Genomic DNA, 14,522 nt, shown 5'->3' with positions numbered 1-14,522 from the left:
ATAAGTACTTCTTTAGTATATAGTTTAGCCAAACTAATTATTCCTAAAATTTAAGATTACATGAAAACAAAATTTACTTTTTTGTTATTTTTTATTATTTCATTTCAGATCTATGGTCAGGATACATTAATAACTGGTACAATTGTTAGTGCCGATGATAATAGTCCAATACCTGGAGTAAATGTAATAGTAAAAGGTACATTGAGAGGTGCCAATACAAATTTTGATGGAGAATATTCCATTAAAGTATCTAAGGGTGAAACATTAGAATTTAGTGCACTAGGCTTTAGAAGTACTTCTATAGAAATTAAAAATCAAACAACAATTAATATCGTTTTAGAAGTAGATATTGCTTCTTTAGAGCAAGTAGTCGTTGTTGGTTATGGTAGTGCACGTAAACTAGATTTAACAGGATCCATATCAATAGTGAAAGGTGATATCATAGAAGATAAGCCAAACGCAAACCCTGTTGCCTCTTTACAAGGTCGTGTATCTGGTCTGTCTGTGGTCAATTCAGGACAGTTAGGATCGCAACCAGACATTAGAATACGTGGGACGAGTAGTAGATATAGCTCAACACCTTTATATGTTGTAGATGGTATTTTTACAAACAATATAGACTATATAAACCCTAATGATATTGAATCAATGCAAGTTCTAAAAGACGCATCTTCTTTGGCTATTTTTGGAGTAAGAGGTGCCAATGGTGTTATTATTGTGACTACTAAACAAGGAAAAAAAGGAAAACTTACAGTTAACTTAAATACTACAACAGGTTTTAAACAGATTTCAAATAGCCCTGATTTAGCAGACAGAGCTTTATTTAGAGAACTTTACGATGAACAATTGGCTAATGATGGATTCCCCACTTTTAATTTTTATGATCAATTTTCAGGTAATACGGATTGGGTGGACGCAATTTCAAACAATCTTGGGTTCTTCCAAACAGTTAATGCCAGTGTTCAAAGTTCAACAGACAAACATAAAATATACATAGGATTAGGGTATAGAGATGAAGAAGGACTTATAAAAGATGAAAATTTACAACGAATAACACTTAACTTAAATAATGAATTAAAGTTAAGTGATAATTTTAAAATTGGAGCGAGTGTAAATGTACGAAGAGATAAATTGCCAAATACGGGAAATTTTTCATCTGCTCTTAACGCAACACCAATAGTAGATGCAATTCATTCTGATACACGCCCAGAATTTAATGGTTTATATAATCAATTGCCTGTTGAAATTGGAGGAGCTCAAATCGCTAATCCATTATTAGTAGCTGAAGTTACTAAGAATAAAGCTGTAAGTCAAAGGCATAGATTTGTTGGAAATTTATTTGCTGAGCTAAAGTTTTTAAAAGATTTTACCTTTAAAGCAACAATTTATGGTGATTATGAAAATTTCACAAATAGATCATATGTTCCAATTGTAGACATATATTCTGCTGAAACAGATGAAATAGTTCAGTTTAACGGAAACCAAATTACGAGTGTTAATCAGCAAACTACAAATGCGTTTAACTTTCAACAAGATTATATATTAACCTACAGTAAGGCAATTAACAAACATAAATTTGATCTTACAGCAGGTTTTACAACTACCGAAACAAAATTTGAGAGCCTTGTTGGATCAGTAGACCATGATCCAAGTGTAGGGATAATTCCAGATGATGAAAGATTCTGGTATGTTGGAGTTTTTCCATACGGTGACCCAGAAACTAGAACATCAAATTCTGAACAGTTTGATAGAGCAACATCTTCTTTTTTAGGACGTTTACTCTATAATTATGATAAAAAATACTTATTAAATGCTTCCTACAGAAGAGATGCCACTTCACAATTAGCACCTGATAATCGTGCACAAAATTTCTGGTCCCTTGGTACAGCTTGGGTAGTTACTAATGAGAATTTCATGGATGACTTTAAAGCTTTAGACTTTTTAAAAGTAAAAGGATCATTTGGTCAATTAGGAAATCAATTTGTTCCAGTAAATTATCCTTTCTATCCAGGTGTAGACGAAGCTGCAACTGCAGTTTTTGGTAACAATGTTATTCCTGGATACGTACAGAGATTTGAAGAAAATCCCGATTTAAAATGGGAAACAGTAAAATCTTGGGAAGTAGGTTTTGAATCTAGTTGGTTAAATAGTAGACTCTCTGTAAATGCTACTTATTATAATAAAGACACTGAAGATTTATTAGTATTCATTGATACAGGAGCAACACAATTTTTTGATAACGCAGGTGAAATTAATAACAAAGGTTTTGAGTTTGAAGCGTCATGGAATGATAAAGTTGGAGAAGATTTTAGTTACTCTGTAGGTGGAAACCTAACAACAGTTAAAAACGAAGTAGTTTCTGTTTTTGAAGATGGTTTTAGAATTTTTGACGGACCATCTGTTACGGAAGCTGGAATGCCAATTGGATATTTTTATGGCTATGTTGTAGATGGAATCTATCAGACTAATGCAGATATCGCCCAGTCACCAACACCTTCTGATGATTTAGGAGCGTTTGATGTAGGAGATTTTAAATATAGGGATATAAATGGTGATGGAGAAATCACAGCAGATGATAGAACGATAATAGGGAATCCAACACCAGATTTTACATATGGTATATACGCTAATATGAAATACAAAAACTTTTTCCTAAATATAGATTTTCAAGGAGTCTATGGTAATGAAATATTCAGAAACTGGGGAAATGGTAGTTCTTTTTCTCAATTCAACTTTAGAGAAGCAAGAGCAGGACGATGGACTGGACAAGGTACATCTAATTTTGAACCAAGATTAACCACTACTTCTGGTTACAATAGGCTAAACTCCTCATACATGATTGAGGATGGAAGTTATTTCAGAATTCGAAATATACAAGTAGGATATAATTTCGATTCATCTTTTATAGAAAGGTTAAAACTTCAACAAATGAAACTATATGTAAATCTACAAAACGTATATACTTGGAGTAATAGTTCTGGATTTACCCCAGAAGCAGGAGGTTCACCAACACAATTTGGAGTAGACAACGGTGGATATCCTTTGCCAATTATAGCAACGTTAGGACTTAATTTAACATTTTAAAAATAATCAAGATGAAATATATAAAGATATTATTAGTAAGCCTTTTCTTAGTAGGATTTCTGGCTTGTGATGATGATTTTTTAGATAGATTACCTGAAGGTGAAGTGGCCAACCCAGAAGAACTTGGTGTAGGAGGTTTAGAAGCGCAGGTTTTTGGTATTTATTCGCTGTTAAGAACAACAAGCGTTGGAAGTTGGAACCGTTATTGGTTTGGAAGTATAAGATCAGATGATGCTGATAAAGGAAGCACAGCTGGAGATTCAGCCACTAATGGAGCTGCGTTTAATGATTTTCAATATGCAGCAAATAATGGTTTAAATACAGAATGGTGGAATGGTCACTATGAAGTGATCTTTGCTTGTAACGAAGTAATAAACACTGTAGTTGACAATGAGTTAACAGATGATGGCTCTCTAATTAATGAAGGTGAAGCAAGAGCTATTCGTGCATTAATGTATTTTGAATTAAGAAGAGATTATGGAGAAGTACCAATAATAACAGAAACAATTGATGTAGTTCAAGATGCCATAGCCGCAAAATCATCTGTGGCAGATGTAGATGCTTTAATAATAAGTGATTTAGAAATTGCAATTACACAATTACCAAATAATTGGACAACACATCCAGGAAGATCAACAGCTGGTTTTGCAAATTCACTTTTAGCCAAGCTATACCTATACCAACAAGATTGGACTAATGCACTTGCAAGGTCTACAGAAGTAATGAACTCAGGAGCATACAGTTTACATCCTAGTTTAGAAGATCTATTTGAGCTTGAAGGAAATGCTAGCGTTGAGTCTGTATTTGAAATTCAGCACTTAATTACTGATGGAGGCGAAGTATTTGCTAATATTTATTATCTATCTCAAGGTGTAAGAGGAGCAGGTGTTTGGAATTTAGGTTGGGGTTTCAATGTACCCAATCAAGGATTGGTAGATACATTTGAAGCCGGCGATTTAAGATTCGGAAACACAATTTTAGTTTCAGGTGAAGATGATGGAGGATTTGGTGGTGGAACATTACCAGAAACACCACCTTTGGCACAACCATATTGGAGTAAAAAAGCCTATACAAAAGCCGCAAGAAGAGCCGATTTTGGAGTAAATGCCAACCGTTGGGAAAACATAAAAATTATTCGATATGCAGATGTTATTCTAATGGCTGCAGAATCTGCAAATGAGCTTGGACAAACAACTACGGCAATAAATTATATAAACCAAATTAGATCTAGGGCTGGCTTAGGAAATACGACAGTGACTTCTCAGTCAGAAGTAAGAGATGCTATAAAACAAGAAAGAAGAGTAGAGTTTGCATTAGAAGAATCTAGGTTTTATGATTTAGTACGTTGGGGAGATGCACTACCAGTATTAGGTTCTCTAGGTTATGAAAACCGTAATGCATTGTATCCAATACCTCAGACTGCTATTGATCAGTCTGGCGGCTTATTAGTTCAAAATCCAGATTATTAATAAAAATTAAATCATAATATAATGAGACATATTAAACTATCATATTTTATAGTCTTGGCTATGTTGCTATTTCAATCTTGTCAAGATTTAGACCAGCCAGGAGTAAGAGATTTTCCTTTAGATGCGCCAATTGTAACATTATTTACACCAAGTCCTGACGGAATTACTTCAATTCAGACAGGAGAAACAACTGCTTCTGTGACGTTTAAATTTAATGTTACTGATGATCTTGGAATCTCCAATATTGTTTTAACGCTAAACGGAGAAGAAATTTATAGTATTAGTAGTTTTACTGATAATACAAGTTTTAGTTTAGAAGAATTTGTTTACGATGGTGTTCCTCTAGGAAATCATAATATTGAATTGGTTGCCACCGATACAGATGCTAATGTAACAACTATAGCCGCAACTGTGGAAATTATTGAACAACTATATTCTACATTGTTCGATGGTGAAATTTTTTACATGCCTTTTGAAAATGATTACAATGAATTAGTTTCGTCTTCTACAGCTGAAAGTGTAGGTACGCCAACATTTTCAGGAGATCCTTTTATAGGTGCAGAAGCTTTTTCAGCTCCATTAGATTCTTACATCAACTTCCCAATTGGCCAATTAGCAGAACCTTTAGGAACTGAATTTAGTGGTGCATTTTGGTATAAAGTGAGTGGAAACCCAGATAGAGCAGGAATTATCGTAGTAGGTGATGATGCAGATGATCGATTACAAGGATTCCGTTTATTTAGAGAAGGAAGTGGAACCGAGCAAACCATTAAATTAAATGTAGGAACAGGAACTGATGAAAGCTGGAATAATGGAGGTGTCATTGATGTAACTGCTGGTGAGTGGGTACATGTTGCATTTACAATTGCTCCCACAGAAACTAACATTTACCTTAACGGAACTTTAGCCAATACTGCCGTACCTAATGGAGCGATAGATTGGACAAATTGTGAAAACATAACTATTGGAGCTGGAGGTTCAACATTTAGCTATTGGGGTCATAATTCAGATACAGGAAGTTCTTTAGACGAATTACGTTTCTTTAATAGAGCATTATCTCAAACTGAGATCACTCAAATAGTAGCACAAAGTAGTCAGATATTTAACATGTCATTCGATGGTGATTACCATGAAGATATAAGTGAAACAAGCGCCACAATAGTTGGAACTCCCAATTTTGCTGGTGAGGCTTTCGCAGGGTCAGATGCTTTTATCAGCGCCGCAGATTCATATCTTACATTTCCATTAGCGACTCTTGATTTAGGAACAGAATTTAGTGCAGCGTTCCGTTACAAAGTGAATGGAAGCCCAGACAGATCTGGCTTATTAGTGGTTGGTGATAATACCGACGATCGTTTTCAAGGATTCCGTTTATTTAGAGAAGGAAGTGCAACTGAGCAAACTATTAAACTAAATGTAGGAACAGGAACTGATGAAAGCTGGAATGATGGAGGAGTCATAGATGTAACTGCTGCTGAGTGGGTACATATAGCATTTACAGTTTCAGAGACAGAAACGAAAATCTATTTAAATGGCGTTTTAGAAAATACAGGAGCAATGGCTAATCCAATCGATTTTACAAATTGCACGGATCTTGTTATTGGAGCTGGTGGTCCAACTTTTAGTTACTGGGGACACTTATCTGATGAGAGCCCGATGGACGAATTGCAATTCTTTAATAAAGAATTATCGCAAGAAGAAATTCAGTTAATTATGAATAACTGATTAGATCGAATATACATCTTATTTATTTGGTTAGTTTAATGTTTTAGCTGCATTAATTAATGCAGCTAAAACTATTAATTCACATCAAAATAATTGAACTTATTTTTTATGAAGATAAAATCACTTTTCTTAACAATTTTATGCCTTACTTTTTTTAACTGTAAAGAGCACAAGAAAAAAGATAATGAAATCAATGGTAGCAATAATGTTGCCTTGGAAGACGAAGCGTTATTGGACAAAATTCAAAAGCAAACATTCAATTATTTTTGGGATGGTGCTGAGCCAAATTCAGGACTAGCTCCAGAGCGTTTGCACATGGATAATATTTATCCAACATCTCCAAAGCATACTGTAACAACAGGTGGAACGGGATTTGGTATGATGGCTATTCTAGTAGGTATAAAAAGAGGTTTTATTACCAGAGATCAAGCCTTTCATCGTTTTGTTAAAATGATTAATTTTCTTGAAAAAGCTGATCGATTTCATGGTGCTTGGCCTCATTGGATAAATGGTCAAACAGGCAAAGTAATCCCTTTTAGTAAAAAAGATAATGGAGGAGATTTGGTAGAAACCGCTTTCTTAATTCAAGGAATGTTAACAGTTGCTGAATATTTTAACGAAGGAAACGCAGAAGAACGCAAACTTGTTGAAAAAATTCAAAAACTATGGGAGGAAGTTGAATGGGACTGGTATACCAAAGGTGAAGATGTCTTATACTGGCATTGGTCTCCAGAATATAAATGGGAAATGAATTTTCCTGTAGCAGGCTATAACGAATGCTTAATTATGTATATTCTAGCAGCTTCATCTCCAACACATCCAATAAAAAAGGTTGTTTATGACAAAGGATGGGCGAGAAATGGTAAAATAGTTTCCACTGAAAAATTTTATGGGGAAGATTTAATTTTAGACTATTATGAACATGATACTTCTCCTGTAGGACCTCTATTTTGGGCACATTATTCGTATACAGGTTTAAATCCTAAAAACTTATCGGATACATATGCAGACTATTGGAAACTAGTTCAAAATCAAGCAAAAATTCATTATAAATATGCTGTTGAAAACCCGAAAAACTATAAAGGGTATTCCGATAGTATTTGGGGCTTAACATCCAGCTATTCAATAAAAGGCTATAGTGGGCACAGACCCAATGAAGATATTGGCGTTATAACACCAACAGCAGCTTTGTCTTCATTTCCATACACTCCAAAAGAAAGTATGAAAATGCTAAAAAAATTATATAAAGATCATGATAGTTTAATTGGGAAATATGGTCCTTATGATGCATTCAGTTTTGAACATCATTGGTATACACCTCGCTATTTAGCAATAGATCAAGGACCAATTCCTGTAATGATAGAAAACTACAGAACTGGTTTGATCTGGAATTTATTTATGCGAAATCAAGATGTGAAAAATGGTTTAAAAAAGTTAGATTTCAACTATTAAAATGAGAAAACATGGATAGAAAACTAAAATTTTGTGCACTAACATTTATTCTATTTTTATCAAATCATGTAGTTGGACAGCATGAAAAACTATATGAAGAAAAGTTTTTCGTAAATCAATCAGATACTTTACGATACCGTATCATGATGCCTGAAAAATTTGATTCATCTAAAAAATACCCAATAGTATTATTCCTTCATGGAGCAGGAGAACGCGGTCTTGACAATAAGAAACAACTAGTTCATGGTAGTAAATTGTTCTCTTCAAAAGAAAACAGAGAACAGTTTCCTGCAATTGTAATTTTTCCACAATGCCCTACTGATGACTATTGGGCTAGCGCAAATATAGACAGGAGTACAAGGCCTATCAATTTTAAATTTCCTTTACACAAAAAGCCTACAAAACCACTTGAACTAGTCATGCTATTAATTGACAATATGGCTTCAAAATCATATGTAAATACAAATCAAATTTATGTAGGCGGACTATCTATGGGCGGTATGGGAACTTTTGAAATCCTATATCGTATGCCAAAATTATTTGCCGCTGCATTTACTATTTGTGGTGCTGGAAATCCAGATGCAACAAAAGCTTATGCTAAAAACACTCCCTTATGGATATTTCATGGAGCAAACGATGATGTCGTAAACCCGCAGTTATCTATAAACATGGTTAGTGGAATAATTAAATATGGAGGCAAACCTAATTTTTCACTATATGCCAAAGACAATCATAATAGTTGGGATTCTGCATTTGCTGAGCCAAAATTACTCTCTTGGTTATTTGCTAACATAAAAACAAAACATTAAAAATGAATAAACTTTCCCTTGTTTCCTTTGTGCTATTAATGGCAACCGTTTTTAGCTGTAAATCAGATATAAATCAAAATGAAAAGGACAAATTTAAAACATCTTCCATTGAATCAAAAGTAGATTCTTTAATGAGGTTAATGACCTTAGAAGAAAAAATAGGGCAAACTGTTATGTATAGTGGTGGTTGGAGTGTAACAGGACCTGTAGTGAGTTCTGATAACTTAAAATATATAAAAGAAGGCAATGTAGGAGCAATGTTGAATGTATATTCGGTAAAAGGAACACGTGACTTACAAAAAATAGCAGTTGAACAAACACGTTTAGGTATTCCACTGCTATTTGGATACGATGTTATACATGGATTCAAGACTATTTTTCCTATCAATTTAGGTTTAGCTGCAAGCTGGGATTTAAAAGACATAGAAAAAGGCTCTAGAATTGCAGCAACAGAAGCTTCCGCGGAAGGCATACATTGGACATTTGCTCCAATGGTTGACATTGCAAGAGATCCGCGTTGGGGACGAATTTCTGAAGGAGCAGGAGAAGATGTGTATTTGGGAAGCGAAATCACAAAAGCTTATGTAAAAGGATTTCAAGGTAACGATTTATCCAAGCACAATACTATTTTGGCTTGTGCAAAACACTTTGTAGGCTATGGAGCCGCGCAAGCTGGCCGTGATTATCATACCGTAAATATGGGAATGGATGAACTTAGAAATGTGTATTTACCTCCATTTAAAGCTGCAGTAGATTCAGGTGTAGAAACATTTATGACTGCTTTTAATGAAATAAATGGAGTTCCTGCAACAGGAAATAAGTTCATATTTAGAGACATTTTGCGTGATGAATGGGGCTTTAATGGTTTTGTCGTAACTGATTATACAGCAATAAATGAAATGGTTGAACATGGTTTTGCTGAAAATGAAAAACATGCTACAGAACTAGCTATAAAGGCAGGAATTGATCAAGATATGATGAGCAGTGCTAATCGTTTATATCTTAAAGAATTGGTAGATGAAGGTAAAGTAGATGTTGCATTAATTAATGAAGCTTGTCGTAGAATTCTTTTAACAAAGTACAAATTAGGATTGTTTGACGATCCTTATAAATATTGTGACGAACAACGCGAAAAAGAAACTATTTACAAACCAGAATTTTTAGAAGCTGCGCGAAAATCTGCTGCAATGTCTTCTGTATTACTTAAGAATGAAGAAAGAACACTTCCTTTAAACAAAAATCAAACCATTGCATTAATAGGACCTTTAGTGAAGGATAAAGAAAACATCATAGGAAACTGGGCAGGAGCAGGCGATAGAAATGGAAAAGCAATAAGCGTTTACCAAGGTATACAAGAATATTTAAAAGATTCTAAAATTCTTTTTGCTAAAGGTTGTGAAATTGAAGGCGAAGATAGAAAAGGTTTCGCGAAAGCTATTAATATGGCAAAAAAAGCAGATAAAATTGTAATGGTTCTTGGCGAAGATTATGATATGAGCGGTGAAGCAGCCAGCAGAACTGACATTAAACTTCCTGGAGTCCAAACCGAATTAATAAAAGCAATCAGATCAGCAGTTCCTAACAAGAAAATCATTTTAGTTTTAATGAATGGACGACCATTGGATTTGTCAGAAGAAGATACTTTAGCTGATGCTATTTTAGAAACCTGGTTCCCTGGAACCAGTGGTGGATTTGGTATTGCAGATGTATTATTCGGGATGTACAATCCTTCAGGTAAATTACCAGTGACATTTCCAAGAAATATTGGACAAATCCCAATATATTATAACATGAAAAATACAGGAAGACCAATTCCTTCTGATAATCCTAAAGAAGATTATAAATCTAATTATATAGACGTTCCAAACACTCCGTTATATCCTTTTGGATATGGATTAAGTTATACCACTTTTGAGTATTCTAAGATAAAATTATCTTCTGAAACTATTAGTTTTTCAGACATCTTAACAGCATCTGTAACCATTACAAATACAGGAGATTATGACGGACATGAAGTTGTGCAATGCTACATTCATGATAAAGTAGGAAGTATAACCAGACCTGTAAAAGAATTAAAAGGCTTTCAAAAAATATTCCTTAAAAAAGGCGAAAGTAAAACCATAAGTTTTGAGATATCAGCGAAAGACTTAGAGTTTTATAACAATCAAAAATTTACTGTTGAACCTGGGATATTTGAAATAGCTATTAAAGGAACTTCTGATTTTGATTTTGTAGCTTCTTTTAAGCTCGAATAGTTCTAATCAATTAAAATCAATTTGGTTACCCAAACATCGTAAATAGTAAAAAATCATAACATATCATATCCTATTTTTCATCTTAATCATAAAGAAAAATTGATAACGCTTAGGAAGATCTTGAGTGTTTATAAGGATGACCTATGAAAGTTTACAAACATTAAATATTAATCATGAAGAAATATATTGTATTAGCTACCATTTTTATAATGTTCTTTCAGTCTTGTAAATTAAAAATAAATGATAAAAAATCGAGTTTAACATCTCCAAATAAAAATATAGAAGTTACTTTTTTTCTTTCAGATAATGGGGAACCACATTATACAGTTAACTACAAAAATGAAAAAATAATTGATACATCTAAAATAAGTTTTGACTTAAAAGAAGCTCCAGTTTTAGGTCGTAATTTTAAAATTGTAACTACCGAAAAATCATTGGTAGATGAGACTTGGAATATGATTTGGGGCGAAGATAAAAAAGTTAGAAATCATTACAACAAGCTTCAAATCTATTTAGAAGAAACTTCAAGATTAAAACGAAAGCTAACTATTGTTTTCAAGGTTTATGATGACGGAATCGGATTTCGTTACGAGTTTCCTAAGCAAAAACACCTTACTGAAGTTGTCATAATTGATGAAAATACGGAATTCAATCTTACAGGGAATCATAAAGTATGGTGGATTCCAGGTGATTGGGATATTTATGAGTACTTATACAATACGACTAAGTTTTCAGAAATAGATGCTTTAAAACATTATAAACCTGAAACACACTTAGGGCAAACTTATGTACCCGAAAATGCTGTAAATACTCCAGTTACAATGAAAACGGATTCAGGCATATACTTAAGCTTTCATGAGGCAGACTTAACGGATTATTCAGGTATGACCTTAGCTGTTGACACAGTTAACTTAAAAATGAAAAGTGAATTGGTAGGTAATAAAGAGAGTATAAAAGTAAAGCGTCAAACACCTTTTAAAACACCTTGGCGTACCATTCAAATCACAGAAAAACCAGGCGATTTAATAGAATCTAAATTAATTTTAAATCTAAATGAACCCAGTAAAATAGACAGTATTCCATATTTTAAACCTATGAAGTATGCTGGTATCTGGTGGGATATGCATATAGGTACTGGTAGTTGGGACTATTCCGGAACTTATCATGCTGCAAATACTACATATGCTAAAGAAGTGATCAATTTTGCTTCAGAACATAACATAAAAGCTGTTTTAATTGAAGGTTGGAATATTGGTTGGGAAAAATGGTGGAATAAAAAAGAGAAAAAAGTTCATTTTGATTTTGTAACACCTTATCCTGATTTTGATTTAAAAGAAATAGTGCGTTATGGAAAATCTAAAGGAGTTGAATTGGTAATGCATCATGAAACTTCAGCAGATATTACTCTTTATGAAAAACAACTAGATACGGCGTTCGCATTAATGAAAGACTTAGGTATTCATTCTGTGAAAACAGGTTATGTAAGTAGTTTAATTCCTGAAGGAGAATACCATCACGGACAATACATGGTAAATCATTATCAGAAAGTATTAGAAAAAGGGCTTGAAAATCAGGTTGTGATTAACGCACATGAGCCTATTAAAGCAACAGGAAAACGACGTACATATCCAGTTGCTATAGCCAGAGAAGGTGTTCGAGGACAAGAATACAATGCTTGGTCTGATGATGGCGGAAATCCACCAGAACATTTAACAATCGTTCCTTTTACAAGAATGTTAGGTGGTCCTGTAGATTATACGCCAGGTATTTTTAATACGTCTTTAAAACCTTATAAAAATAATAATCAAATTAATACCACTTTGGCGCATCAATTGGCTTTATACGTAGTGCTCTATAGTCCAGTTCAAATGGTTCCTGATTTAATTAAGCATTACAAAGGACAACCTGCTATGCAATTTATAAAAGATGTTGGAGTAGACTGGAATACATCAAAAGTATTGGATGCTGAAATAGGAGAATTTATTATCATGGCTAGACAAGAAAGAGGAACTAATAATTGGTTTTTAGGAGCGATTACAGATGAAAATAAAAGACAATTGAATGTAAAACTTGACTTTTTAGATAATAACAAAACTTACATCGCAAAAGTTTATAAAGATAAACCTGCATCTCATTACCATAAAAACCCTGAAGTTTATACTATAGAAACACTTGAGGTAAGCAATAAATCTATTCTTGAATTAAATTTGGCTGAAGGTGGCGGTTGTGCAATATCCTTTAAAGAAAAATAATAAAGGTGTTTGTTGCAATTTAAATTTTAACGAGACTGGATTTTAAAACTAATAAAATTATGAAAATAAATGAAAAGTATTTTTTACTACTAATAACAGCCGTATCTGCTTTAGGTGGGTTACTATTTGGTTATGATACTGGTGTTATTAATGGAACTCAATTTTATTTAAGCAAGTATTTTAGCTTAGATGCCACTCTTAAAGGATGGGTAGTTGGAAGTGCATTATTAGGCTGTTTGGTTGGAGCAATTATAGCAGGACCTTTAAGTGCCAAATTTGGTAGAAAAAAATCTTTAATCCTTTCGGGAATATTATTTTCAATCTCTGCTTACGGTTCTGGGTTACCATCATTATTCCCTGAGACAGTATCCATGCTAGTAGTTTTTAGAATCATAGGAGGTTTAGGTATTGGAATAGCTTCTATGAATGCTCCAATGTATATTGCTGAAATAGCTCCTAGTAAAATAAGGGGGAAACTAGTAACGTATTACCAATTAGCAATTGTAATAGGCTTTTTTGTGGTTTTTTTAGTTACATATTTTATCGGAAACAGTTTATCTGAGGTAGAGAATATAGAATTTGGTTGGAAACGTATGTTTTGGTCAGAATTAATTCCAAGTTTTTTATTTTTAATATTATTATTCTTTGTTCCTAAAAGCCCTCGTTGGCTCGCACTAAAAGGGAAAGAAAAAGAGGCTTTATCAACCTTAATAAAGATACATGGGGAAGAGGAAGCAATTAAAGAAATGGAAGACATTAAAAAATCTCTTACAACTAATAATAACGAGAGTAAAGTAAATTATTTCTCAAAAGTAATTCTAGGAATTATTATTATAGGAACTGTCTTATCAGTATTACAGCAATTTACGGGTATAAATGCTGTATTGTATTATGGTGCTGATATTTTTGAAAAGGCTTTAGGTTTTGGTAAGGAAGATGTTTTGGAACAACAAATTCTTTTAGCATTTGTAAACCTAGTTTTTACTTTTGTAGCGATGTTTACCGTAGATAAATTTGGTAGAAAACCGTTGTTATATATTGGTTCTACAGGTATGATAGTAGGTTTTCTATTATTAGGTATAACTTTGCAGCAACAATCTGTAGGGATATTATCATTAATAGGAGTGTTAATTTTTATTGGGTCGTTTGCTCTTTCCATGGGACCAGTAGTTTGGATTTTACTCTCTGAAATGTTTCCTAATAAAATACGTAGTGTAGCAATGTCTGTTGCTGTTACTGCCCAATGGGGAGCAAATTACTTAGTTTCTCAGTCTTTTCCTATTGTAATGGATAGTGAAATAAATAATGGAGCAACTTGGAATGGAGCTTTGCCTTATTTCATATTCATACTATTCATACTCATTATTATATTTATTACATACAAATATGTTCCTGAAACAAAAGGAAAATCTCTTGAAGAAATTGAAAAATTTTGGGAATAATCTCGAAAACTAAATCTCACAATATAGGTTTACG

General features: G+C 33.4%; 8 protein-coding genes. All 8 read left to right on the top strand.

The window, feature by feature from the left end:
• Positions 1 to 60: 60 nt before the first annotated feature.
• The 8 genes from ACQ654_RS05555 to ACQ654_RS05520 all read left to right on the top strand — a co-directional run bounded on the left by ACQ654_RS05555 (position 61) and on the right by ACQ654_RS05520 (position 14,488).
• Entirely contained in the window at positions 61 to 3,084 is a 3,024-nt protein-coding gene (locus tag ACQ654_RS05555) for a SusC/RagA family TonB-linked outer membrane protein (RefSeq protein WP_430409334.1), read from the top strand.
• A gap of 11 nt (positions 3,085 to 3,095) precedes the next feature.
• Entirely contained in the window at positions 3,096 to 4,553 is a 1,458-nt protein-coding gene (locus tag ACQ654_RS05550) for a RagB/SusD family nutrient uptake outer membrane protein (protein WP_430409333.1), read from the top strand.
• A 21-nt stretch (positions 4,554 to 4,574) separates the two neighbouring features.
• Positions 4,575 to 6,278, top strand: coding sequence for a LamG domain-containing protein (locus ACQ654_RS05545; RefSeq protein WP_430409332.1), 1,704 nt, complete (start codon positions 4,575 to 4,577; stop codon positions 6,276 to 6,278).
• A 108-nt stretch (positions 6,279 to 6,386) separates the two neighbouring features.
• Positions 6,387 to 7,730, top strand: a complete 1,344-nt coding sequence (locus tag ACQ654_RS05540; RefSeq protein WP_430409331.1) for a glucoamylase family protein — start codon at positions 6,387 to 6,389, stop codon at positions 7,728 to 7,730.
• Between the two features lie 11 nt (positions 7,731 to 7,741).
• Entirely contained in the window at positions 7,742 to 8,539 is a 798-nt protein-coding gene (locus ACQ654_RS05535) for a dienelactone hydrolase family protein (protein ID WP_430409330.1), read from the top strand.
• 2 nt (positions 8,540 to 8,541) lie between these two features.
• On the top strand, positions 8,542 to 10,794 hold the full coding sequence (locus ACQ654_RS05530) for a glycoside hydrolase family 3 N-terminal domain-containing protein (protein ID WP_430409329.1): 2,253 nt from the start codon (positions 8,542 to 8,544) through the stop codon (positions 10,792 to 10,794).
• 173 nt (positions 10,795 to 10,967) lie between these two features.
• On the top strand, positions 10,968 to 13,046 hold the full coding sequence (locus ACQ654_RS05525; RefSeq protein WP_430409328.1) for a glycoside hydrolase family 97 protein: 2,079 nt from the start codon (positions 10,968 to 10,970) through the stop codon (positions 13,044 to 13,046).
• A 65-nt stretch (positions 13,047 to 13,111) separates the two neighbouring features.
• Positions 13,112 to 14,488, top strand: a complete 1,377-nt coding sequence (locus ACQ654_RS05520) for a sugar porter family MFS transporter (RefSeq protein WP_430413002.1) — start codon at positions 13,112 to 13,114, stop codon at positions 14,486 to 14,488.
• The last annotated feature ends 34 nt before the right edge of the window (positions 14,489 to 14,522 follow it).

The sequence above is a fragment of the Kordia sp. genome (assembly GCF_965283645.1).
Classification (GTDB): Bacteria; Bacteroidota; Bacteroidia; order Flavobacteriales; family Flavobacteriaceae; genus Kordia.
This window is presented reverse-complemented; position numbering and strand designations above follow the sequence as displayed.